This is a genomic window from Flavobacterium sp. PMTSA4, from assembly GCF_032098525.1.
GTDB classification, from domain to species: domain Bacteria; phylum Bacteroidota; class Bacteroidia; order Flavobacteriales; family Flavobacteriaceae; genus Flavobacterium; species Flavobacterium capsici.
Window position 1 is genome coordinate 234,222 of the sequence record NZ_CP134890.1, and the last position, 25,354, is coordinate 259,575.

23 protein-coding genes are annotated in these 25,354 nt (G+C 32.7%); 9 read left to right on the forward strand and 14 right to left on the reverse strand.

What is annotated here, in order from left to right; translation table 11 throughout:
- Positions 1-61: 61 nt before the first annotated feature.
- Both dnaB and RN605_RS01080 read left to right on the forward strand, forming a co-directional pair.
- The gene (dnaB, locus tag RN605_RS01075; protein WP_313321560.1) at positions 62-1,609 is read left to right on the forward strand and encodes a replicative DNA helicase; all 1,548 of its coding nucleotides are present in this window, start codon (positions 62-64) and stop codon (positions 1,607-1,609) included.
- A 349-nt stretch (positions 1,610-1,958) separates the two neighbouring features.
- The gene (locus tag RN605_RS01080; RefSeq protein WP_313321561.1) at positions 1,959-3,224 is read left to right on the forward strand and encodes an asparagine synthetase B; all 1,266 of its coding nucleotides are present in this window, start codon (positions 1,959-1,961) and stop codon (positions 3,222-3,224) included.
- A 71-nt stretch (positions 3,225-3,295) separates the two neighbouring features.
- On the opposite strand, the gene RN605_RS01085 is transcribed toward RN605_RS01080, so the two are convergent.
- Positions 3,296-5,428: a S9 family peptidase gene (locus RN605_RS01085; protein WP_313321562.1), complete on the reverse strand. Its 2,133-nt coding sequence runs from the start codon at positions 5,426-5,428 to the stop codon at positions 3,296-3,298.
- Positions 5,429-5,594: 166 nt separating this feature from the next.
- Between RN605_RS01085 and bshA the strand changes: the two genes are divergently transcribed.
- Entirely contained in the window at positions 5,595-6,737 is a 1,143-nt protein-coding gene (gene bshA, locus RN605_RS01090; protein ID WP_313321563.1) for an N-acetyl-alpha-D-glucosaminyl L-malate synthase BshA, read from the forward strand.
- A gap of 1 nt (position 6,738) precedes the next feature.
- Complete coding sequence (locus RN605_RS01095; RefSeq protein WP_313321564.1) at positions 6,739-7,170, forward strand: hypothetical protein; 432 nt, start codon at positions 6,739-6,741, stop codon at positions 7,168-7,170.
- A gap of 47 nt (positions 7,171-7,217) precedes the next feature.
- Here RN605_RS01095 and RN605_RS01100 read toward each other — a convergent pair whose 3' ends face one another.
- Together RN605_RS01100 and RN605_RS01105 are read right to left on the reverse strand one after the other, a co-directional pair.
- On the reverse strand, positions 7,218-7,715 hold the full coding sequence (locus tag RN605_RS01100; protein ID WP_313321565.1) for a hypothetical protein: 498 nt from the start codon (positions 7,713-7,715) through the stop codon (positions 7,218-7,220).
- Between the two features lie 162 nt (positions 7,716-7,877).
- Entirely contained in the window at positions 7,878-8,711 is an 834-nt protein-coding gene (locus RN605_RS01105; RefSeq protein WP_313321566.1) for a UDP-2,3-diacylglucosamine diphosphatase, read from the reverse strand.
- A gap of 172 nt (positions 8,712-8,883) precedes the next feature.
- Here RN605_RS01105 and aroC point away from each other — a divergent pair, with 172 nt between their 5' ends.
- The 3 genes from aroC (at position 8,884) to RN605_RS01120 (ending at position 12,826) form a co-directional block, all read left to right on the forward strand.
- Positions 8,884-9,948 (forward strand): chorismate synthase, encoded by a 1,065-nt coding sequence (aroC, locus tag RN605_RS01110; RefSeq protein WP_313321567.1) that lies wholly within the window; start codon positions 8,884-8,886, stop codon positions 9,946-9,948.
- Positions 9,949-11,199 (forward strand): dicarboxylate/amino acid:cation symporter, encoded by a 1,251-nt coding sequence (locus tag RN605_RS01115; protein WP_313321568.1) that lies wholly within the window; start codon positions 9,949-9,951, stop codon positions 11,197-11,199.
- A 67-nt stretch (positions 11,200-11,266) separates the two neighbouring features.
- Complete coding sequence (locus tag RN605_RS01120; protein WP_313321569.1) at positions 11,267-12,826, forward strand: T9SS-dependent choice-of-anchor J family protein; 1,560 nt, start codon at positions 11,267-11,269, stop codon at positions 12,824-12,826.
- A 52-nt stretch (positions 12,827-12,878) separates the two neighbouring features.
- Here the strand turns inward: RN605_RS01120 and RN605_RS01125 are convergent, their stop codons facing one another.
- Both RN605_RS01125 and RN605_RS01130 read right to left on the reverse strand, forming a co-directional pair.
- On the reverse strand, positions 12,879-13,295 hold the full coding sequence (locus RN605_RS01125) for a thiol-disulfide oxidoreductase DCC family protein (RefSeq protein ID WP_313325773.1): 417 nt from the start codon (positions 13,293-13,295) through the stop codon (positions 12,879-12,881).
- 8 nt (positions 13,296-13,303) lie between these two features.
- Entirely contained in the window at positions 13,304-15,472 is a 2,169-nt protein-coding gene (locus RN605_RS01130) for an endonuclease MutS2 (protein ID WP_313321570.1), read from the reverse strand.
- Between the two features lie 62 nt (positions 15,473-15,534).
- Between RN605_RS01130 and ung the strand changes: the two genes are divergently transcribed.
- Positions 15,535-16,200, forward strand: a complete 666-nt coding sequence (gene ung / locus RN605_RS01135; RefSeq protein WP_313321571.1) for a uracil-DNA glycosylase — start codon at positions 15,535-15,537, stop codon at positions 16,198-16,200.
- Here ung and RN605_RS01140 read toward each other — a convergent pair whose 3' ends face one another.
- The 9 genes from RN605_RS01140 to RN605_RS01180 form a co-directional block, all read right to left on the reverse strand.
- On the reverse strand, positions 16,201-16,791 hold the full coding sequence (locus RN605_RS01140; protein ID WP_313321572.1) for a hypothetical protein: 591 nt from the start codon (positions 16,789-16,791) through the stop codon (positions 16,201-16,203).
- 11 nt (positions 16,792-16,802) lie between these two features.
- Positions 16,803-17,369, reverse strand: a complete 567-nt coding sequence (locus tag RN605_RS01145) for a DUF3575 domain-containing protein (protein ID WP_313321573.1) — start codon at positions 17,367-17,369, stop codon at positions 16,803-16,805.
- A 60-nt stretch (positions 17,370-17,429) separates the two neighbouring features.
- Positions 17,430-18,365 carry a transglutaminase gene (locus tag RN605_RS01150; RefSeq protein WP_313321574.1) on the reverse strand — a complete coding sequence of 312 codons (936 nt, stop codon included), beginning with the start codon at positions 18,363-18,365 and terminating at the stop codon, positions 17,430-17,432.
- Between the two features lie 17 nt (positions 18,366-18,382).
- Positions 18,383-19,234, reverse strand: coding sequence for a substrate-binding domain-containing protein (locus RN605_RS01155; protein ID WP_313321575.1), 852 nt, complete (start codon positions 19,232-19,234; stop codon positions 18,383-18,385).
- Positions 19,235-19,266: 32 nt separating this feature from the next.
- On the reverse strand, positions 19,267-19,803 hold the full coding sequence (locus tag RN605_RS01160; RefSeq protein WP_313321576.1) for a GNAT family N-acetyltransferase: 537 nt from the start codon (positions 19,801-19,803) through the stop codon (positions 19,267-19,269).
- A 9-nt stretch (positions 19,804-19,812) separates the two neighbouring features.
- The gene (locus RN605_RS01165) at positions 19,813-20,679 is read right to left on the reverse strand and encodes a nucleoside phosphorylase (RefSeq protein WP_313321577.1); all 867 of its coding nucleotides are present in this window, start codon (positions 20,677-20,679) and stop codon (positions 19,813-19,815) included.
- A gap of 93 nt (positions 20,680-20,772) precedes the next feature.
- Positions 20,773-21,105 carry a translation initiation factor gene (locus tag RN605_RS01170; protein ID WP_313321578.1) on the reverse strand — a complete coding sequence of 111 codons (333 nt, stop codon included), beginning with the start codon at positions 21,103-21,105 and terminating at the stop codon, positions 20,773-20,775.
- Between the two features lie 84 nt (positions 21,106-21,189).
- Complete coding sequence (locus RN605_RS01175; protein WP_313321579.1) at positions 21,190-22,143, reverse strand: isopenicillin N synthase family dioxygenase; 954 nt, start codon at positions 22,141-22,143, stop codon at positions 21,190-21,192.
- 107 nt (positions 22,144-22,250) lie between these two features.
- The gene (locus RN605_RS01180; RefSeq protein WP_313321580.1) at positions 22,251-23,057 is read right to left on the reverse strand and encodes a hypothetical protein; all 807 of its coding nucleotides are present in this window, start codon (positions 23,055-23,057) and stop codon (positions 22,251-22,253) included.
- Between the two features lie 275 nt (positions 23,058-23,332).
- Here RN605_RS01180 and RN605_RS01185 point away from each other — a divergent pair, with 275 nt between their 5' ends.
- On the forward strand, positions 23,333-25,309 hold the full coding sequence (locus RN605_RS01185) for an alpha-ketoacid dehydrogenase subunit alpha/beta (protein WP_313321581.1): 1,977 nt from the start codon (positions 23,333-23,335) through the stop codon (positions 25,307-25,309).
- Positions 25,310-25,354: the final 45 nt, after the last annotated feature.

Consider the following 25,354-nt stretch of genomic DNA (forward strand, 5'->3'; position numbering starts at 1 on the left):
TAAACAGTTAAGTTGTATAACTCGACTTTAAATTTTTGATAAAAAAAGGTACTTTCGCTCTATGGAAAATCTCAAAAATATTAACCCAATAAAAGTAGAAAAAACTACAATTATTAATTTAGAAAAAGGAAAACTTCCGCCACAAGCTTTAGATCTTGAAGAAGCTGTGTTGGGAGCAATGATGATTGATAAAAAAGGAGTTGATGAAGTTATTGATATTTTGCAGCCTGATGCTTTTTACAAAGAAGGACACAAACATATTTTTGAAGCAATTTTTCAGTTATTCACAGATTCTCAGCCTATTGACTTATTAACAGTTTCTGCTCAGCTAAAAAAGAACGGAAAATTAGATTTGGCTGGTGGCGATTTTTATTTAATTCAACTGACTCAAAAGATATCATCTTCGGCTCATATTGAATTTCATTCTAGAATTATTCTTCAGAAATTTATACAACGCAGCTTAATAAAAATATCTTCTGAAATAATTGAAGATTCTTATGATGAATCTACTGATGTTTTTGATTTATTAGATAAAGCAGAATCAAAATTGTATGAAGTAACTCAAGGAAATATAAAACGTAGTTCAGAAACTGCTCAAAGTTTAGTTATTCAAGCAAAAAAACGAATTGAAGAAATTGCGAACAAAGAAGGTTTAAGTGGAATTCCAACGGGTTTTGAAAAATTAGACAAAGTAACTTCTGGTTGGCAGCCGTCAGATTTGGTGATTATTGCGGCTCGTCCAGGTATGGGTAAAACTGCTTTTGTACTTTCTATGGCTCGTAATATGGCTATTGATTTTGGTCATCCAGTTGCGTTATTTTCACTTGAGATGTCTTCAGTACAGTTAATTACACGTTTAATTTCCTCTGAAACAGGTTTGTCTTCTGAAAAATTAAGAACTGGAAAACTCGAAAAACATGAATGGGAACAACTTTCTACAAAAGTTAAAGATTTAGAGAAAGCTCCTTTGTATATTGATGATACGCCATCTTTATCAATTTTTGATTTGCGTGCAAAAGCGCGTCGTTTGTCATCTCAACATGGAATTAAATTAATAATTGTAGATTATCTTCAGTTAATGACTGCTGGCGGAAGCAATGGAAAAGGCGGTGGAAATCGTGAGCAAGAAATCTCTACAATTTCAAGAAATTTAAAAGCTTTAGCTAAAGAATTGGAAGTTCCAGTTATTGCTCTTTCACAATTATCGCGTGCTGTTGAAACTCGTGGTTCAAGTAAAAGACCTTTGCTTTCTGATTTACGTGAATCGGGTGCAATTGAGCAAGATGCTGATATTGTTTCATTTATTTACAGGCCAGAATATTATAAAATTGATGAATGGGATGATGATGAACATACACCAACTGAAGGGCAAGCCGAATTTATTATTGCAAAACACAGAAATGGTTCGTTGGAAAATATTCGATTAAAGTTTGTCGGTCATTTAGGTAAATTTGATAATCTTGAGGATTTTAGTAGTATGTATGATGATTTACCATCAAGAATGAACATGGATGATAATCCTTTTTTAACCAAAAATTTACCTTCACCTAACGATGCTTTTGGTAGTAATTTGAATGCACCTGACGATGAAAATGATGTGCCTTTTTAATAAATAATGAAAATGTATTAAATACTAAACGTGGTTCTTATTTTATGAATCACGTTTTTTTTTGAGTTGTTTTTATTGTAATTTATTTGATTAAAAGCTCGAATGATAAAATAAAATTCAAAACAATTATTATAAATAAAACAAACAAACCTATTTTAACCACAAAATTTAATTTTTTTAAAGAATCAGACATATATGATTGATTTAAATAAGCTTTTATTGATATTTCAAATTTAAGCCTTGTTTATGACCTACATATACGTAGAAATACCTATTTTTAGATTTATTTTTAACAAAAAATTGAATGATAAATACGCTTAAAGTAGTATCTTCGATTAAAATTATTTCAATGAAGTTCCTAAAAACACTAGTGTTTGCAGTAATATTACTGGTTTCGGCTACAGTAAAAGCAAATTTCATTTTATTGCCAATGGATGATGTTTCTCAAAAGAATCATTTGAAAGCATATGGTATAACTTATTGGTGTTTAGACAAACAATACAAAGCTAGTTGGCTACTTAATTATCGTGGTGGTTCCTTTTTATTGCCTGATGCTCCAGAAATAAGAAGAGAATGTCAAATTAGAGGTGTTAGTTTTGAATTATTGTCAGTTGCTGAGGCAAATCAAATTCTTGATGAAATTTCTTCTCCATCACAAAATATGGAAACTGTGGTTTTAGAAAAAGCTCCTAAAATTGCGGTTTATACACCAAAAGGAAAGCAACCTTGGGATGATGCAGTTACTATGGTTTTAACTTATGCCGAAATTCCATTTACACCTATTTATGATGAAGAAGTTTTGTCAGATCAATTAATTTTATATGATTGGTTGCATTTACATCATGAAGATTTTACTGGTCAATACGGTAAATTTTTTGGTGCTTACAGAAATGCGCCTTGGTATATTGAGCAGAAAAAAGAGGCTGAAGAACTTGCTGCAAAGTTGGGTTACAGTAAAGTTTCACAAGAAAAATTAGCCGTAGCAAAAAAAATCAGAGATTTTGTTATTGGCGGTGGATTTATGTTTGCCATGTGTTCGGCTACTGATAGTTTTGATATAGCATTAGCGGCTGAAGGAGTAGATATTTGTGAACCAATGTTTGATGGCGACAATAGTGATGCTAATTATCAATCAAAAATTGATTATACAAAATCATTTGCCTTTAAAGATTTTATTTTAGAACGAAGACCAGAACGTTATGAATTCTCGGATATTGATATGACAGAAAAACGAAGAATTCCTATGGAGAAAGATTATTTTACTTTAATGGAATTTTCAGCAAAATGGGATGTTATTCCTAGTATGTTATGTCAAAATCACACACAATTAGTAAAAGGTTTTATGGGACAAACCACAGCTTTTGACAGAAGTTTAATAAAATCGAATGTATTAGTTTTAGGCGAAAACCAATTAAACGAAGAAGGAAGATACATTCACGGTCAAAAAGGAAAAGGTTTTTTTACTTTTTTCGGCGGTCATGATCCTGAAGATTATCAACATAGAGTAGGCGATGAGCCAACAGTTTTAGACTTGCATCCAAATTCTCCAGGTTTTCGATTAATACTTAATAATGTGTTGTTTCCAGCTGCAAGAAAGAAACCGCAGAAAACGTAAAATTGTATCATAAAAAAATCCCAAATTCTTTTAATTGAAATTCGGGATTTTTTTATCTATAAAATTAATGTCTATTTATTATTCTCAATAATATAATGCAATACTTTATCAATTAGATGTACTCTGTCTTTTCCAGTAACATTATGTTTGTGCATTGGATAAGGAAAGAAATCTACGTTTTGATACCCTAATTCAACAAACTTTTTCACTAAAGCTAAGTTATGTTGCATTACTACAACATCATCGCTCGTTCCGTGAATTAGTAAAAGTTTTGCTTTTAAATCTTTTGCATGATTGATTACGTTGGCTTCTTCAAAGCCTTTTTCATTTTCACTTGGTGTATCCATATAACGTTCGCCATACATGATTTCATACCATTTCCAATCAATAACTGGTCCGCCAGCAACTCCAACTTTAAATACATCAGGTTTTCTAGTTAATAACGAAGTCGTCATAAATCCTCCATAACTCCATCCATGAACCGCCAATCGGTTTCCATCAACATAAGGCAATGATTTTAAATATTCAACACCTTTTAATTGATCTTCTATTTCGTTTACACCTAAATTTCTATGAATTACACTTTCAAAAGCAAAACCACGATTGTCTGAACCACGATTGTCAACTGTAAATACTAAATAACCTTGTTCTGCCATCCAATACATCCATAGATTTGCGCCATCTAAATATGAATTAGTAATCATCTGAGCATGTGGTCCGCCATAAACATAAACCATTACTGGATATTTTTTAGTGGCATCAAAATTACTCGGTTTAATTAATCTCGTATATAAATCTGTTGTTCCGTCAGCACTTTTTATCGTTTTGATTTCAGCGGAACCAATTTGATAACCATCATATTTATTTGGGCTTACTAACAGCGTTTTAGAAAATCCTTTTTTATCATATAGCAACGATTTTGAAGGTGTATTATGGTTAGAAAATTCATCAAAAAACCAATTCCCATCGTTAGAAATAATCACATTATGAACGCCTTCATCTTTTGTAATAAGTATTTGTTTTCCTTTTAAATCAACTTTATAGCCTAACATATTGGTAGCATTTGCTCCAGTTGCTTTAAAATAAATTTCAGTTCCAGCAGAATTAGAACCAATGATTTCTCTTATTGGAAATTTATTAGCGGTCAATTGTTTGATTAATTTTCCATCTATTGAGTAGTAATACAATTGGTTAAAACCATCTTTTTCAGAAATCCAAACAAAATTATTTGATGCTGCATTTGGAAAAAAAGCATCATGCTCTGGCTCAACCCATGTAGTGCTTTTTTCATTAATTAATGTTTTAATAAATGAGCCAGAAACCGCATCATATAAATTTAAATCCATATTATTTTGACCTCGATTCACTTCGGCAATCAACACGTATTTTTCATCTGGTGTCCAAGAAAGATTGGTTAAATAATCTTCAGAATTTCCTCTTGGCGAGATAAAAACAGTTTTTCCAGTACTCAAATTAAAAATTCCCACTTTAGGCTTTTCTGATGCTTGACCTATCATTGGGTATTTTATGGAAACTAATTTTCCTGGTGTTTCATTGATGTCTAACAAAGGGTAATCAGCAACATCGGTTTCATCTTTTTGATAAAAGGCTAAAAAATTAGATTTTGGTGACCAAAATATTCCACCTGAAATTCCAAATTCACTTCTAGCGATAGTTTGTCCTGAAACTATATTTCTATCAGTATTTGAAGTCACTGCAATTTCTTTCCCATCAATATTTAAGTATAAATTGTTGTAAATTGTATAGGCAACTTTCGATTTCGTTCCATCTACTGCTTGATTTTCTGCGCTTTCTGGAGTTTCAAAAAGTAATTTTCCAGATTTATTAGTTAAAGAATAACTATAATATTTGTTTCTTTCAGTCACTAAAACTGTGTTTGCATCTATCCATTGCAAACCAAAAAAGTTACGAAGTTTAGTGCCTAAAGCACTGTTTATTTCAGAAAGTGTTACTAATTCTTTTTTGTTTGGTTTAACTGCATTGTCTGAAACCATTTTGGTCCAAGAATCAGTATAATAAACATAATTTGATGAGTTTGGAATCCATTGAAATCCGGTAAGTTTATCGGCTCCAAATTTTCTGCCTTGTTGTAAAACGGATTCTTCTAATGTTATTTGTTTTAGCTGCGCAAACGTAGATGTAGCAATAAATAATCCTAAAACAAAGGTTAATTTTTTAATCATGTGGTACTTTATTTTTTTTGATTTGTGTAAATATAAAAATTTAGATTTAAGATAAAGTACATGAATTTATCTTCTGGCTTAAAATTGATAAAATGAAGCTACTTTAACTTATTTTTATCACTATTAACCTTTATTTTCCATAATTTCGTATAACTAAAACTACTACATGAAAATTGCAATTGTTTGTTATCCTACATTTGGTGGAAGTGGTGTTGTAGCTACAGAGTTAGGCTTGGAGTTAGCACATCGCGGACACGAAATTCATTTTATAACGTATAGACAACCAGTTCGTTTGGCTTTGTTGAATCCAAATGTTCACTATCACGAAGTTAACGTTCCTGAATATCCATTGTTTCATTATCAACCTTATGAATTAGCTTTATCCAGTAAATTAGTTGATATGGTGAAGTTGTATAAAATTGACTTAATGCATGTTCATTATGCAATTCCGCATGCTTATGCAGGTTATATGGCAAAACAAATGCTTAAAGATGAAGGAATTATTATTCCGATGATAACAACACTTCACGGAACTGATATTACACTTGTTGGAAATCATCCCCATTACAAACCCGCGGTGAGTTTTAGCATTAATAAATCGGATGTTGTGACTTCTGTTTCTCAAAGTTTAAAAGATGATACCTATGCTTTGTTCAATATTAAAAAGGAAATACATGTAATTCCTAATTTTATTGAATTAGATAAACACAGAAATGAAAAGCAAATTTCCTGTCAACGTTCTGTGATGGCAACAAAAGAAGAAAAAATTATTACCCATATTAGTAATTTTAGAAAAGTAAAACGAATTCCAGATGTAATTAATATTTTCTATAAAATTCAACAAAAAATGCCAGCTAAATTAATGATGGTTGGTGATGGACCAGAAAAAGAAAAAGCAGAATTTCTTTGTCAAAAATTAGGTATTCAAGAAAGAGTTATTTTCTTTGGAAACAGCAATGAAATTGATAAAATATTATCTTATTCGGATTTGTTCTTATTGCCTTCAGAAACCGAAAGCTTTGGTTTGGCCGCTTTAGAAGCAATGGCTTGGAGTGTTCCAGTTATATCAAGTAATTCAGGTGGTTTACCTGAAGTAAATTTTGATGGAATATCAGGATATTTAAGTAACGTTGGTGATACAGATGAAATGGCAAAAAATGCGATTGCAATACTTGAAAATGATTCTATTTTAGAACAATTTAAATCAAATGCATTAAATGTTGCTCAACAATTTGATATTAAAAATATACTTCCGTTATATGAAGAATTGTATCAATCTGCAATTCAAAACTCTAAATATCCAGTTTAATATGGTAAAAAGAATTAGTATTCTTGTTTTTGGATTTCTTTTATTTTCTTGTTCAACTTCAAATAAAGTTGTAGAAAAAAAACCTCTGTATGAAGTTTTAGCGACTAATAACAATGGTGGAGCAAATATCAAATTTTATGAAATTTTAACGGAGCCAAAAGAAATAATGATGTTATTAGGCGATGAATCTTTAAGAAAGAAGATTAAAAAAGATGATACAGTTAAAAGTAATTTTTTAATATTAAATTCAGGGCCAACAAAGGAAACTTATAACAGAATAAAAGTTGAAAAAGTTGTTGAAACCGAAAAAGAAATTATAGTTTATATCAAAGACACACAGAAGGAAACTGAAATTGATTTGTCTGACGAAAATATAATTTACCCATACACTATTATTAAAATTAATTCTAAGAAACCAATTGTAATTAAATAAAAAAACGTCTGCATTGCAGACGTTTTTTTATTATTAATACTTTAAGATTACCATCTATAACGAATACCTAAAGCAATATCTGGACCGAAACTGTCTTCTCTAAATTTGTTGTCACCATTGTTATTTAAATACAACTCTGGTCTAAAATCAAGAGATAATTGAATAGGCACATCAAAATTATATTCAATACCTAAATCTCCCGCAGCTAAGATAAATGTTCCGCTATCGCTGAATCCATTTTTGTCATAACTCCAACTTCCAACACCTGCACCAACACCTGCGTACCAATTAAAACCTTTGTCTATGTTCCAAACCCATTGGTATAAACCTACTAATTTGAATGCATCAACATCTCTACTGTTACGCCAACCTAAATCTAATTCTAATCTGTTGTTACTTCCTAAACCTCTTTGATATGATATTTCACCACCAAAACCATCATTGTCTCCCAGACGAAGACCTAATGCATTTTTAGAAATATCCTGTGCCTGTGTTGCAAATGTTAATCCAATTAACATGAATGCTGATAAAATGATTTTTTTCATAATTAAACTTTGTTTGTTATTTATATTACAAATTTATAACGAACATTTTTACTTTTTGTTATATTATTTTAGAAAAACATTTCAAAATTTCGGAATAACAAGTTAAATCCTGCTTTTTAACAACTTTTTTTATGTTTAATTATGAAAATATGATATTTAAAACTATTTCGAAGGTTTTTGCATCACAATTGAAGCAACCAGTTGATGTTTGATTAAATCATCCATTTCAAATAAATCTTCATCTTCTTTTTCGGTATGATCTTCATATCTATAAAGTTTCCAACGTTTTTTGTTGTACTCCAAAGCAGTTAAGTTTTCTACCCAATCACCAGAATTAAGATACATAGTAGAACCATTTTTACGAACTTGGCGTGTAATCTTTGGTTCATGGATGTGTCCGCAAATGACATAGTCATATTTGTTTTCTATAGCTAATTCAGTTGCGGTGTTTTCAAAATCAGAAATATGTTTAACTGCTTTTTTAACACTTGCTTTTATTTTTTTTGAAAATGAATAAGGTTCTTTTCCAATTTTTTTTAAGCACCAATTTACAAAGCGATTAATTAGAATTAAATAATCATAACCCAAACCACCAAGTTTTGCAATCCATTTTGAATGTTGAACCGAAGCATCAAAAACATCACCATGAAAAATCCATGCTTTTTTATAATCTATATCTAAAACTATTTTATCAGCCAAAGTAAAGTTGCCTAAAACAGAAGGACTAAACTTTCTTAACATTTCATCATGATTTCCCGTTAAATAGTAAACCTTTGTTCCTTTAGAAGCAAGGTCAATTATTTTTTTGATTACTTTCAAATGTGATTTTGGAAAATAGGATTTTCTAAACTGCCAAATATCTATAATATCACCATTTAAGACTAATGTTTTTGGTTTTATTGAATTCAAGTAATGGTAAAGTTCAGTAGCGTGTGAACCATAAGTTCCTAAATGTGCATCAGAGATTACAACGACATCTAATTTTCTTTTTTTCATCTCAATAGAAGTTTTACAAATTAAAGGATTGGATATTAACTATATGTAGATTTATCGTTAAATCATTTTAACTTTAAAATCAATTTTTTGTAAATAACTATCGATTCTAAAATCAGTTTAAAGTTTTAATAACTTCAAACAAAAAACTATATTTGTTCAAAACACAAAAACAATGGCTGGTAACAGTTTTGGAACTCTTTTTAAACTAACCACTTTTGGCGAATCACACGGTGAAGCTATTGGAGGAATAATTGATGGTTGTCCTTCAGGAATTCAATTAGATTTTGAAGCAATTCAAAAAGAAATGCAACGAAGAAAACCAGGCCAATCTAGCATTGTTACCCAACGAAAAGAAGAAGATGAAGTTCAGTTTCTTTCTGGGATTTTTGAAGGAAAAACAACTGGAACACCAATTGGTTTTGTGATAAATAATACGAATCAAAAATCAAATGATTATTCACATATAAAAGATAGTTATCGTCCAAGTCATGCAGACTATGTTTATGAAAAAAAATATGGTATTCGTGACTATCGCGGTGGAGGAAGAAGTTCTGCTCGTGAAACTGCATGTAGAGTTGTTGCAGGAGCAATTGCAAAACAAGTTTTTTCAGAGATAAAAATCAATGCTTTTGTATCATCTGTTGGAGAAATTTTTATTGATAAACCGTATCAAGATTTAGATTTTATTTTAACTGAAACCAATGATGTGCGATGTCCAGATATAGCTTCTGCTAAAAAAATGGAAGATTACATCAAAGAAATAAAAAAACAAGGCGACACTGTTGGCGGAACGATTACTTGCGTCATTCAGAATGTTCCAATTGGATTGGGTGAACCTGTTTTTGATAAATTGCATGCCGAATTAGGTAAAGCAATGCTATCGATTAACGCTGTTCATGGCTTTGAATATGGAAGTGGATTTTGCGGAGCAAGAATGAAAGGCAGCGAACATAATGATTTATTTAATGAAGATGGAACGACAAAAACTAATCTTTCTGGTGGAATTCAAGGTGGAATTTCTAACGGAATGGATATCTATTTTAGGGTAGCTTTTAAACCTGTTGCAACCATTCTGCAAAAACAAGAAGTATTGACTAATCAAGGAGAAATAATTGAACAACAAGGAAAAGGAAGACACGATCCATGTGTAGTTCCAAGAGCTGTTCCTATAGTTGAAGCCATGGCGGCATTGGTCATGACAGATTTTTATTTATTAAACAAAATTTACAATCATTAGATGGAAGTACAAGAAAAGAAACAATCAATCTTTAAAAATTTAACGGTTCAAATTATTATTGCTATGATTATTGGAGCAATAATTGGGATTTTTGTTCACAATAATTATGATGTTGATTCCGCAAAATCATTCAGTAATTACATAAAAATATTAGCAACTATTTTCATTCGTTTAGTGCAAATGATTATTGCACCTTTAGTTTTTACAACTTTGGTGGTAGGAATTGCAAAACTTGGTGATTTGAAATCCGTTGGAAGAATAGGAGGAAGAGCTTTAGGTTGGTTTTTTACAGCTTCATTTATTTCATTATTAATTGGATTATTTTGGGTAAATACATTGCAACCTGGTGTTGGCTTAAATTTGAAAGATGTTGATATGTCGGCTGCATCAGATGTAGTTGATAAGACTCAAGTATTTTCAGCTCAAAATTTCATTGAACATATTATTCCAAAAAGTATAGTTGAAGCTATGGCTACCAATGAAATATTACAAATTGTTATTTTTTCAATTTTTTTCGGTCTTGCTGCAGCTTCAATAGGAGATTATACAAAGCCTGTGGTCAATGCTTTAGAAAAAACTTCACATATCATTCTAAAAATGGTTAATTACGTCATGGCTTTTGCGCCACTAGGAGTTTTTGGCGCTATCGCTGGAGTTTTTGCAGTTAAAGATGTCTCAGAATTATTAATAACCTATGCTAAATTTTTTGGTTCATTCATGGTTGGGATTTCATCCTTGTGGCTATTATTGTTAGTTGTTGGTTATATTTTCTTGAAAGGACACATGACTACTTTGCTAAAAAGAATTACGGGACCAATTATTATAGCATTTGGAACCACAAGTAGTGAGGCTGTTTTTCCAAAATTAACTGAAGAGCTTGAACGCTTTGGGATTAAAGATAAAATAGTATCTTTTATGTTGCCACTTGGATATTCTTTTAATCTTGATGGTAGTATGATGTATATGACTTTTGCTAGTATTTTTATTGCTCAAGCTTATAATATACCTTTAGATACAGGAACACAGTTTACCATGTTATTGGTTTTAATGCTTACCAGTAAAGGAATTGCTGGAGTTCCAAGAGCAAGTTTAGTCGTTGTTGCGGCTACTTGTGGGATGTTTAAAATTCCAGTTGAAGGAATAGCTTTAATATTACCGATAGACCATTTTTGTGATATGTTCAGAAGTGGTACAAATGTGTTAGGTAATGCTTTGGCAACTAGTATAGTAGGGAAATGGGAAAAAGATTAAAAAAAAAATTTTTTATATCGATTTCTTTAGTAAATTTGAATCAATTAATTAATTTAAAAAATAATTTATGAAAAAACTTTTACTTTTAACACTTTTTGGTTTTAGTCAACTTACAAGTGCTCAAATTATTTTCCAAGAGAATTGGGATGGTATTGGACCAGGAATAGCTGGATGGACACTAAATAATGTTGATGGATTAACACCAAATGCAGGTGTAAATTTTGTTAATGCAGCATGGGTTTCGACAACTGAAGAATTCGGGAATAATGTTGCGATGAGTAACTCATGGTATACTCCAGCAGGAACTTCAAACGATTGGTTGATTTCACCTGCAATTGTTTTACCTGCAGGTACTAAAACACTTTCATGGGATGCAAGAACCTATGATCCAACTTATAAGGATTCATATAAAGTTTTTATTTCTACTACGGGTAATTCTGTTGCTAATTTTACTACTCAGTTATTTGCTCAAGGAAATGGAACAACTGGTTCAACGGGTGAAAACACAACATGGACTAGAAGAACATTAGATTTATCATCTTATACGGGTACAATATATATTGCATTTCAAAACTTTTCTACAGATATGTTTTTGTTGGCTGTAGATAATATTTCTATTACTGGTAATTCAACTTGTCAATCTCCTAATAGAGTTATGACTACAAATGCAATTGGTTTAACAACAGCAACATTAAATTGGGATGCTGTAACTGGTGCGACTGGTTACGAAGTAGCAGTAGGAGCAGTTGGTTTTATTCCTTCTACTCAAACAGGAACTTCTCCAACTAATAGTTATGTTGTTACGAATCTAACCCCTAATAATAGATATCAATATTATGTTAGAAATTCATGTGGAAGTATGTGGATAGGTCCTTATAATATTTTTACTGCTTCCTATGTAACAAATAGTAATTATGGATTTGAAACTACAGCAGCCAATGGAGGATATAATGCAGATGGATGGACAGGATCGTTTAGTTTAAATAATACAGCAGGAGCTGCATTTTATGCGGATGGTGTTCAGATGGTGTTTAGTAATTCATCTACAACTGCCGCTACAGATAGATGGTTATATTCAAGACCGATTTACTTAACTGCAAATGAGCAAATTACCTTAAAATTTTCTACAAGATCGACAAGTACAACTGTTGCTAATAGTTTGATTTCTAAAGTAGGTTCAGCTCCAACACCTGTAGGACAAACTACGACTTTATCTACAGTTAATGTTGTGGGTACAACTTTTGTTGTAACTACAAATAATTTTACTGCTCCAACAACAGGCACGTATTATTTTGGTTTCAATCATAATAATCCTGCAACTTCGGTTGCTACATCTATTGTTCTTGATAAAGTTGAATTTACTACAAATTTAAATTCTAATGATTTCTTATCAAATAATTTAGTTGTTTACCCTAATCCAACAAAAAATATAATCAATATTTCAAATTCATTGAATGCTGTTGTTGATAATGTTGTTTTAACTGATTTAAATGGTAGAGTTGTTAAATCTCAAAAAATAAATGCTACAGAAGGTCAAGTAGATATTAGTGATTTAGCTACTGGAATTTATATGATGAATGTAACAACTGATCAAGGTGTTGCAACTAAAAAAGTGATTAAAGAATAATTTATTTTTCACAATATATTAAAAAACGACTGAGGCAACTTAGTCGTTTTTTTTATTCTAAAAATTTAGATTTTATTTCTGGTGTTGGAATCATACAACTTTCTTTTTTACCATACCATTTATAACGATTTCTAGCTACATAATCATAAATGTAATTTGAAATTTGTTTTGGAAAATAATTGAAAATGGAAAGTAAACTGTATAAACCACCTAAAGTAGATGAGATTTTTAAAGCAGCTTCAGCTTTATTATAATAGGCATTTCCCGGTTCATAGAGTAAAAAACTATCAATATTACTTGAATTTACTCCAATATGGGTTGTTATTTTTTGACCAAGTTCAGATTGAAGTGCAACAAATCTAAAAACATCTTTTTTATCTTTTTTGATAATGAATTGAACAGAAGAATTACACAAATTACAAACTCCATCAAATAAGATGATTTTTTTGTCTTTTGGTAGTTCGTTAATTTCCATTTTTACTTAGCTTGAACAAATTCTAATTCTTCTAAACTTACTTTTGAAGTGAAAACTCCATAATTGACTACTGCTTTATTTTTTTCGATTTTATCTAAAGTTCCAATAGCTTTTCCGTCTATCATTCTAACTCTATCGCCAATTTTCAATACAACTTTTGGTTTTTCTGCTTCAATTTTTTGAGCTTTTATTTTCCTTTCCTTTTTTTCTATGCGTATTTTTTCAACTTTAACTTCAACTTCTTTAATGATTTCTTTTTTAACGACTTCAGCAGCTTTTTTCTCTTTAACGGTTACTTTTTTACGTTTAGAGTTTTCAATTTCAACCATTTTTAAGAATTCACCAATCAGAACTTTTTTGTCTTTATTGTTGAAATATTTCTCTGAAATGTCGTCAATCTTTTGACCAATATAAATCAATCTTTGATTGGCATCATACAATTCTTGATATCGTTCTAGTTTATCTTGAATCTTTGCATTGATGTTTTCTAACTTTTTACTTTCTTCTCTAGCTTTTCCTTCTTCCTCTTTGAGATTAAGTGAAGTTTTTTCTAGTTTTGAACGTTCTTTTTGAAGCGTAGCAATGGTTTTGTCAAAACGTACTTTTCCTTTTTCTATTTTCTTTTTGGCACGATTAATTAACCCAAATGGAATTCCATTTTTTTGAGCAACTTCAAACGTAAACGAACTTCCAGCTTGTCCTAGCACTAATTTATACATTGGTTCTAATGACTTTTCGTCAAAAAGCATGTTAGCATTTGAGGCAAAAGGTAATTCGTTTGCTAATATTTTTAAATTTGAATAATGGGTAGTTATAATACCAAATGCTTCCCTATGATAAAACTCTTCTAAAAATATTTCTGCTAAAGCTCCACCAAGTTCAGGATCAGAACCTGTACCGAATTCATCAATCAGGAATAAGGTCTTTGCATTGCATTTTTTTAGAAAATAATTCATGTTTTTCAATCGATAACTATATGTACTTAAATGATTTTCTATCGATTGGTTATCGCCAATGTCGGTTAGAATTCTATCAAAAAGAAAAGTTTCGCTACGTTCATGAACCGGAATTAAGATACCACATTGCAGCATGAGTTGAAGTAAACCAATTGTTTTTAAAGAAATTGTTTTTCCACCAGCATTTGGACCAGAAATTACAATAATTCTATTTTCATTAGTTAATTCAATAGTTTGTGGATATGTTTTCTCTTTTTTTTCTAAATTGTTTAAATACAAAATAGGATGAAATGCTTCTCTAAAAAAAAGTCTTTTTTCTTTTGTAATTATTGGTAATATTGCATTGATTTTATTTGCATATTTAGCTTTTCCAGCAATAACATCAATATCACTTAAGAAATCCTGATACTGCCACAATAACTCCAAAAATGGTCTAATTTCGTTTGAAAGTTTCTTTAAGATTCTTGTAATTTCTTCTTTTTCTTCATATTCCAGATTACTTAAATCTCTTGAATAACGCAAAGTAGCTTCTGGTTCTATATAAGCAATACTTCCTGTTTTAGAACTACCAAGAATTGAACCTTTTACTTTTTTGCGATACATGGCTAAAACCGCTAAAACTCTTCTGTTTTCAACAAAACTTTCTTTGATTTCATCCAAATAACCCAAAGAATTATATTGACTTAAAGCTTGTCCGAAACTTTGATTTACTTTTCCTCTAACAACATTCATGTCGCGACGAATATTGATTAAATCGGGCGAAGCATTATCTTTTATCTCACCATACTTATCAACTACTTCATCAATTTTTTGGATGATGATTTTTGTAAACTCAACGTGTGAAGCTTTTTCGTTAAGTTTTGGATAATAGTCTTTGAATTTTTTCAAAAACAATAATAATGTATTAACTGTTTCCGAAAGCGTAGCAATTTTTCTAAAACTGCCGACTTCAAGAAAGCTATCTTCTATTGCAAGAAACTTGAAATCTTTGGATAAATTATCAAAACCATGATTTGGAATAGCATTATTGTTACTAAAAGAAGAAACATATTCCGAAGTTTGAAGCAAAGCGTTCATCAAACTTTCTTGGTCTTTTATAGGAACAATTTCTAAAGCTTTTTGTTTCCCCATTTCTGTGTTGCAACGCTCAGAAATAGTTTGTAAAACAGTAGTAAATTCTAAGTCTTTAAGTGTTTTATCAGTAACTGAAATCATAAATTATATCTTAGCACAAAGTTACAAAGTTTTAAACTATTTATATTTGTAAAAAAAGTAAAATGCAATTCAATATCAAACCATCGTGGCAGGATTTTTTAGCATCGGAATTCGAGAAATCTTATTTTGTTTCTTTACTAAATTCTTTAGATGAAGAGTATGAAAATTACATTTGTTTTCCTCCAAAGGAGTTGATTTTTAATGCCTTTAATCAATTTGATGTCAATGAGTTGAAAGTAGTGATTATTGGTCAAGATCCGTATCATGGAGTAGGTGAAGCCAATGGTTTGTGTTTCTCTGTAAATGATGGAGTAAAAATTCCGCCTTCTTTGCGCAATATTTTTACTGAAATCAATACAGAATTTGACCGACTTTTTTTTCCATCAACGGGTAATTTAGAACATTGGGCAAAGCAAGGTGTTTTACTTTTAAATGCTACAATGACGGTTAGAAAAGATAGTCCAAACAGTCATAAAAACCTTGATTGGCAAATTTTTACAGATGCTGTTATTGAAAAAATATCTAAAGAAAAGGAACAAATTGTTTTCTTGCTTTGGGGAAGTTTTGCTCAAAAGAAAGCCGAACTTATCAATAAAAGCAAACATCTTGTATTAGAATCGGGTCATCCTTCTTTTGCGAGTGTACATAAAAAATGGTTTGGCAATAATCATTTCATTAAAACAAATGAATTTTTACTTCAGAAAGGAAAACAAATAATAGAATGGTAGTTAGTTTACCGTGAAATTATAATAGCCTTCGCTGTCTAATCCTGTAACCGTTGAGTTTATGTTCATAACCAAATCTTTTGGTCTACTAACGGAGCGTAATTCAACTTTATTTGTTGATGAACTGTTATAGCCAAAACTTAACCTGTAATCACCTGCACTTAATAATGGAAAACCAACATTGTATAAATAAGATTGTTCAACGTTGTCTAATTGACAAATACCATAGACATACTCACCATTTATCGCTGAACCTTGATTGATGTCTAATAAATTGTCATCCACAGAAACCACTTCCCAATCGGTTGCGTTAATTTTTCTTTCTATAACATAAGAAAAAACAAATTGTGTTGCACCGTTAGTAGTTTTGTAAATATCCAATAAAGCGGCTTGATTTTCTGAGTCAGGTAAATATCTTGAAAAATCAGCGTCTATATACAAGTAATCACCAACTGCATATGAAGGTTGGGTTTGAATGGTAACCAAATTGTTTGCTTCAAGAAATACATTGTGATAAAAACCATCGTCATTAGTATCACAATTTGTAAATAGAAATGCACTGCTAAAAAGAACTATATAGAATAACTTTTTCATAAACTTATCAATTAAAAACGATAACCTAAACCAATACCAACTCTTGAAATCTTATCTGGGCTTTTATCTGTATTTGCAAAATTATACCCAAAACCAACAAGTACTTCCATCCCAAAACTGTCTGTAAAATAAAGTTTGAAACCTAAAGCAGCTCCAGCACCAAAATCAGTATAGTTTGACTTCTGTGTGTCATAATATCCATTTAAGTTCTCATCAATTTTATATACAATTTCTTTGTGCTCGCCACCATTGTAAGAACCAAATACTTCAGCAAAATAATAGGTTTTCTTTCCTTTTGATAAAGCATATCGCACATAAGGATTAAACTCATATTTTGGTAAATTATCTACATAACCTTCATCAAAATCTGTTTTTACTTTTGAACTGCTTGTAAAATTCACATTAAATCCAACAGAAAAGTCATTGTCTAAAAAACGTTCATAACTAACACTTGCTTTAGACGACAATATTGCTTGTAGAACATCTACGCGAAGTTCATTCTTTCTTGGATTAGGTGTACTTTCTTGTGCGTTTGCCAAGGCAGAAAACATCAATAAAATCAAAATAAATTTTTTCATTAATCAATAGTATTTGATTGAGCGAATATACAAAATAAGTTTAATAAATAATGGTAGTTTCTAATCGAGTGTCAAAGCACCCAGTATCTCTTCATTCATAAATGGACCACCAGGATAATCTGCAGTATAATCTAGATTCAACCAAATTTTTCCACGCTCATCAATATGATAATGAAGTGATTGACCTTTGGATTCTCGTGAAAACAATTCTTTTTTGATTAAGTAGTTAACCGCTTCCAAATCACTTTTTTTATCTCCAATATAAATCTCAGGATAAATATGTCCTTTAGTGTGTATTAATCTAGGAATACCTCCAATCGACTTAATACAAGCTGCCATAAAGATAGAATGGTCATCGCAATCGCCAGAAAGGTAGGGAAGTGTTTCTGAAGCAGTAGCAATATAATCTCTTCCTTTTGGGTCGCTAACGTAATTCCAGTTGCTATTAATCTCTTTAAACACAGCAAAACACTGTATCAGCGTGAAATATTCGTTATAACCTTTAACTTTTCTGAAGTTTTTTGTTGTAGCTCTAAGCGCATAGCTTCTTATTCTTGGATTGTCATATTCTACCGCTTTGATAATTTTATACTTATTCGGAAAAGGCAAAAGTTTGGATACTATCAAGTCCTGCGGATTAGGATCTTCGGTCATCGCGTATATCATTGAGCGGTAATCATCAAAAACGCTAACAAATCCATAACCGCCAAAAATGGTTCCATAGAGTAGTGTCAATACATAAATGATGATACTAATCAAAGTAATGCGACGCATTGCTTTTAATATTAAATGGAATGCCGTAGTAATTAGAATAAATAGCAGTATTCTATCCAAATGGATTGGCCATTCTAAATCGATGAGTTTTTGATGGGCAATAATGAAAACTGGAATAGTAAAAAGAATACTCAGCAAAAAAATGATAATGGAATCCCACGGACTTTTTATCCTAAGTCGTTCTTTTAACGTTTGATAATTAAGGTTTCCTAGTTTAATCATTATGCCTGTTGTAAAAGCTAAACGGCTTTTACTATTTCAGCAAAAGTACCTTTTTTATCAATAATTTTCAGGTCAAATAATTGATTTTGAATTTTGTTTAACACTTTTTCGTCCAATGGTTTTTGCGACCATCGTGTTAATCGCAACCACTGTTGGATGTCTTCTAGTTTTTGATGGTATTTGGATGCTAACGTTCTGTCTATGCTCGGAATATCTTTAAACTCAAGTGTTGTTTCGTTGATGATTTCCAATATTCTAGCTATGGTTTGTGGATGCTTTTCTAAAACTTCGTTTCTAACAGCAATCACAAAGCATGGCCATGGAGTAGGACATTCACCAATTCTTCGAAATACGCCTTTATCTACCAACGGTTGTGTCATAAATCGTTCCCACATGAAATAGTCCGAAGTGCCATTTGTCAATGACTCTACAGCGCCATCAATGGTGTTTACTAATTCATATTCTAAGGTTTCTGTGTTCCAATTGTTGTTTTGTGCGTTGACTATCGCCATCAAATGCGAACCCGAACCATAGCGCGAAATCGCTACTTTCTTGTGTTCAACATCAGTAATAGTTTGATATGGTGAATTAGCTGCCACATGAATTCCCCAGATTAACGGACTTTGAACAAATACTTGCACAATAGAACTATCGTTACCGCCAACGATATCTTTCACAATTCCTTCACTCAAAATCACAGCCATGTCAGTTTCTCCATCGCGAAGCATTTGGCACATTTTGCCCGTTCCTTCGGGTATATCGGTCCATTCCAAGTCAATTCCTTCTACTTCAAATTCTCCATTTTCAATGCATAAATGCCACGGAAGATTAAAATGCTCGGGAACGCCAACTATTTTTATGGTTTTCATTGTGATTTATTGTTTTTGTGTACTTGTTCTTCTTATTGATTAGTATTCTTCATTTGCCACCAGGTCCAAAATACTCCTTCAGGATCGGGATATTCTTCCATAAAGGTCATGCCACATCTTCCTAACACTTTGTTAGAAGCGCCGTTTTGAGCATGTGTATAAGCATTCAGGTCGCTAACCTTCAATTGGTCAATTCCATAAGTCAACCAAAACTGCGTTGCTTCAGTAGCATAGCCTTTATTCCAGAATTTTGGATTCAGGCGATATCCATAATCGTAAAAGTTAGTATTGCCATTTTCTATATGGTCGTCAACAAATTTTATACCTGTCCAGCCTATAAACTCTCCGGTTTCCTTTAGAATAGTAGCAAATCTTCCAATATTATTTTGGTTATACTGACGGTGAACATATTCAATTACTTTAATACTTTCCGCAATATCGGTGCTGGGTTTTTGCCATAAATAAGTGTGTACATCTGGATTGCTGTCCATTGCAAACATAGCTTCGGCATCCGTTAACTCTAGCGGACGAAGCAATAAACGCTCGGTTTCAAAAGTTATAAATTCCATTTTTCAGGCTTATTCTGCCAGTTTATTCAACGTGTATTCAATCAATTCGTCAACTGCTTTATACGGATCATCGCTAAAAGTCCCGTTGGCTCTGTTGGCAATAATAGCGTTCATCGAAAGACAATTATGACCTAACAGCTTACCTAAACCATAAATAGCCGAGGTTTCCATCTCTAAATTTGCCATTCTATGACCATTAAACTCAAAGCTATCCATCTTACTGTTCAACTCCAAATCTTGAATTCCTAGGCGCAATACGCGGCCTTGCGGACCATAAAAACCACCAGCTGTTCCGGTAATTCCAGTGTGTATTTTTGGGCTTTCTATTTTTTCTTTCAACGTTTCTGAACACGCAATTACATAAGGCGTTCCTTTTCTCAAATCCCAATTGGTGTGTTTGATAAACGCTTCTTCAATGTCTTTCTCGCAAATGTCATCAATCAAATAGGAGCGAAGCATGTTATCTAAGCCTAATCCGTGTGTTCCCATTACAAAACTATCTACGGGAATATCGGCTTGTAGCGAACCCGAAGTACCAATGCGAACAATATTCAGCGAAGTCAACGTTTCTTTTATCGTGCGTGTAGTCAAATCAATATTCACTAATGCATCGAGTTCATTCATTACAATGTCAATATTATCCGGACCAATGCCCGAAGACAATACTGTCATTCGTTTGCCTTTATACGTACCTGTTTGGGTTTTAAATTCGCGTTTTTGGGTAGAAAACTCAATACTATCAAAGTGTTTCGTTATTTTTTCTACTCTATTTTGGTCGCCTACAAAGATGATATCGTGGGCTATATGTTCTGGTTTTAGGTTCAAATGGTAAACACTACCATCAGGGTTCAATATTAATTCAGATGATTTAATCATTGGTTTTTTGTTTTATTGGTTTGTGGTTTTTAGTTTTTTGTAACATGCATGCTTCTAAAATTCTAAACTCAAAATTCTAAATTCTTAATTTATTTATCCGCCAACACGCTTAACTTTAAATCCTTTTTCTTTAAGGATGTTCATAATCTTATCGCGATAATCGCCTTGAATAATGATAGCTCCATCTTTGAAACTTCCGCCAACACTAAGCTTGGTCTTAATGTCTTTGGCTAGTATTTTAAAGTCTTCCTCATCGCCTTCATAACCTTCAATAATGGTTGTGGCTTTGCCTTTTCGCTTTTCATATTTGCAAATCATAGGTTCTTTTTGAACGTATAATTCGTGTTCGTTTTCTACTGCTTCCTCTTGTTCTTCAGAAACCTGATGCTCTGGGAATAGTTTTTTAAGTTGTTCTTGTAAATCCATGGCGTTAAAAAATAACAATAAAGGAAAAATCCAAACCCCAATGCAATATTGAGATTTGGAAGTTTCTATTTCAAAGATAAAGATTTATTTTTTGATAAGCCCTAATTCAACCAATCTTTCGTGCAAAAATTCGCCCGCCGTGATGTCGTCAAAAGCTTTAGGATTGTTAGCATCAATACATTCTTCTAAGCAATCTAGCTTCATGTCGCTAACAGGATGCATAAAAAATGGAATCGAATAACGAGATGAACCCCATAATTCTCTTGGTGGATTCACCACTTGGTGAATGGTAGATTTCAATTTATTGTTGGTATGTCTCGATAACATATCGCCTACATTAATCATTAATTCGTCTGGCTCAGCCATAGCATCAATCCATTCGCCGTTATGATTCATTACTTGTAATCCTTTACCCTGAGCTCCCATTAATAGCGTAATCAGGTTGATATCGCCATGAGCAGCCGCACGAACAGCGCCGTCTTTTGGCTCGTCTGTTATAGGTGGATAGTGTATTGGACGCAGAATTGAGTTTCCGTCTTTGATGTAGTTGTCAAAATAAAACTCGTCTAATCCAATGTATAAAGCCAAAGCTCTCAACACATAAACACCTGTTTTTTCAAGCATTTGATAGGCTTCTTTACCTACCGAATTGAAGTGAGGTAACTCTGTTACTTCCACATTGTCAGGATAGGCGTTGGCATATTTTGAGCCTTCAGAAACGTATTGTCCGAAGTGCCAAAACTCTTTCAAGTCGCCAGCCGAACGTCCTTTAGCTGATTCTTTCCCAAAAGAAACATAGCCACGTTGTCCGCCAATGCCTGGAATTTCATATTTTTCTTTGGTTTCCAATGGTAGATTGAAAAAGTTGCGTACTTCGCCGTACAAGTTTTCAACCAATTCGTCATCTAAAAAATGACCTTTTAATGCTACGAAGCCTATTTCTTCGTAAGCCTTTCCGATTTCATTTACAAACTTTTGTTTACGTGCCGGATCGTCCGACAGGAAATCACGTAAGTCAACACTTGGAATTTGTTGCATACCTTTAAAACTATTTTGTTATTGAATTTTAGGGAAATATCCCGTTTAAAAGCTGCAAAGATATAGGTTTTTTGTCTATTTTTTGTTAAGAGAATGAGAAGATTAACTTAAACATGCGTTGTATCAATCAATATCATTTGAGCAGGGCTAAATGTTTTTGTATTCAGATAATTGCGTCCCGAAAAGGTATTTAAATTATAATAATACAGCTTAGCGCTAACGGTTATTAGGTGATGTGGCGGCATAGGCTCAGTAACCCATTCAATATCTTCGGGTAACACAGTGCCTTTATTTACAGGAATAGTAATATACAACTCTAGCGGTGTGTAGCCTTCTTCGAGTGTTGTAGCTTGTATCAGGATAACTAAATCCGCGGTAGAGCAGCCTAACGGGAAGGTTACATCAGTATCTACCACAAAATCATTGATTAAAACCGTTACTTCATGGGCAGCATTCAGCGTAGAATAAATATTAGGTCGAAAATAGTTTTCAAAAGGCGAATTTAAGTTATATTCAAATCTACCCATAGGTTCCATCCACACTGTAAAAGGAGTTCGGGTGCCAATTTCCATACCGGTAGTGCCTTTTATGCGACTATAAATAGCGGTAGTCAAGCGCTGATGCATGGTGTTGTCGGTCATTCCAAGTAGAAAAGGTGTAAGTCCAATGCGCAATTGTTTTGCCCATTTGCTGCAATTACCAAACTCGGTAGCGCATGATTTTGTTGCTTTCGACTGCTTGACATTGGTGGCTCGGCTTTGAACAATTTGCATCCCATCTTGTTCTCTAAAAACTACATTGCCTACCAATCCTTTGAAATTCTTTTTGTTTCCTAACCGTGCCATGATGTAAAGTGTTACTAATGAGTAGAATAAAAGTAAGTATTCTTTTAGTATGATTCGAAGTTTTAACATATTATTACGATACTGTTAGCATAGTAAGTCCATATAAAACAGTGTTTTATACGGACTCAGTATGGACTCAGTACGGACTCAGTATGGACTCACTATTAACAAACCCAGTAAAATCAATAATTTTGATGCTAACTAGCAAGAAAGATGATTTTAGTATAAAATGATATTCGTATCAATGCTTTTTTTGAATATTTACTATAACTATATATTTATATAATAAAAACTCAAGATGAGCATCTCTTTTTATATTTTTGCAACGCTATAAAACAAAACCAATGAATTTCGACAGAAGAGAATTATCCAATACCCAATTGTTGGATTTATACAAAAAACTGCTCAAACCACGCCTGATTGAAGAAAAGATGTTAATCCTGCTGCGTCAGGGAAAAGTTTCTAAATGGTTCTCAGGAATCGGTCAGGAAGCTATATCTGTAGGGATAACGGCTGCCTTGGATAAAGACGAATACATCCTGCCGATGCACCGAAATCTTGGGGTTTTTACAGGTAGAGATATACCGTTGAGCAAGCTTTTTTCACAATGGCAAGGCAAGAAATCGGGGTTTACTAAAGGTAGAGACCGCAGTTTTCATTTTGGAACGCAAGAGTATAAAATCATTGGAATGATATCGCACCTCGGACCACAAATGGGTGTAGCCGATGGAATAGCATTAGCAAATAAGCTGAAAAACAACGGAAAAGTTACGGCAGTATTTACCGGAGAAGGAGCAACCAGCGAAGGAGATTTTCACGAAGCCTTAAACATAGCCGCTGTATGGGATTTGCCGGTGTTGTTTGTAATCGAGAATAATGGTTATGGATTGTCAACACCAACCAACGAGCAATACCGTTGTGCTAATCTGGCAGATAAAGGTATTGGGTATGGTATGGAAAGTCATATCATCGATGGGAATAATATATTAGATGTTTATGCTAAAGTTTCACTGTTAAAAGCGTCGATGGTTGATAATCCGCGACCAGTTTTGTTAGAGTTTAAAACCTTCAGAATGCGTGGTCACGAAGAAGCAAGTGGTACCAAATATGTTCCACAGGAGTTGATGGATGAGTGGGCTATCAAAGACCCAATCTCAAATTACCGCGATTATCTGATGCGAATTGGTGTCCTTTTTGATGATGTTGATAATGACATAAAAGCACGAATTAAAGCCGAAATAGACGAACATTGGGTAATTACTCAAGCCGAACCCGACTTTGAAGCTAATTTGAGTGAAGAATTAAATGATGTTTATGAACCTTATGATTTTGAAGAATTTAGCCCAAGTTCAGAAACGGAAAACATTCGACTAATAGACGCAATATCTACTAGTTTAAGCCAATCTATGGAGCGTCATCCTAATTTGGTTATCATGGGACAAGACATAGCCGAATATGGTGGTGCTTTTAAAATCACTGATGGTTTTGTAGCTAAGTTTGGAAAGGAAAGAGTGCGCAACACACCAATCTGCGAAAGCGCTGTGGTTTCTGCCGCTAACGGTTTATCAATCAATGGTTATAAAGCGGTAATGGAAATGCAATTCGCCGATTTTGTATCCTCAGGATTCAATCCAATTGTAAATTTATTAGCAAAGCAACACTACCGTTGGGGTGAAAAATCCGATGTAGTAGTGCGAATGCCTTGCGGTGGTGGCACACAAGCTGGTCCGTTTCACTCACAAACTAATGAGGCTTGGTTTACCAAAACACCTGGTTTAAAAGTGGTTTATCCAGCATTTCCTTATGATGCAAAAGGACTTTTAAACACTGCAATCAATGACCCGAACCCAGTAATCTATTTTGAACACAAGCAGTTATATCGTAGTATTTATCAGGATGTGCCGAAGGATTATTACACGATACCTTTTGGAAAAGCAGCTTTTGTCAGAGAAGGAAATGAGGTAACTATAGTTTCTTTTGGAGCAGGAGTTCACTGGGCTTTGGAAGTTCTTAATAATAATACTGAAATAAAAGCCGATTTAATCGATTTAAGAACACTTCAACCATTGGATATGGATGCAATATACAATTCAGTAAAAAAGACTGGAAAATGCATTATTCTGCAGGAAGACACACTTTTTGGCGGTGTAGCCAGCGATATATCAGCATTGATTATGGAAAACTGTTTTCAGTATTTAGATGCTCCGGTACGAAGAGTAGGTAGTTTAGAAAGCCCGATACCTTTCGTGAAAACATTAGAAGACCAATATTTGCCAAAAACAAGATTTGAAAAAGAATTGAAAGACTTATTAGAATATTAATAAAAAAGACACCAAAAGGTGTCTTTTTTTGTTTTGCAGAGAATT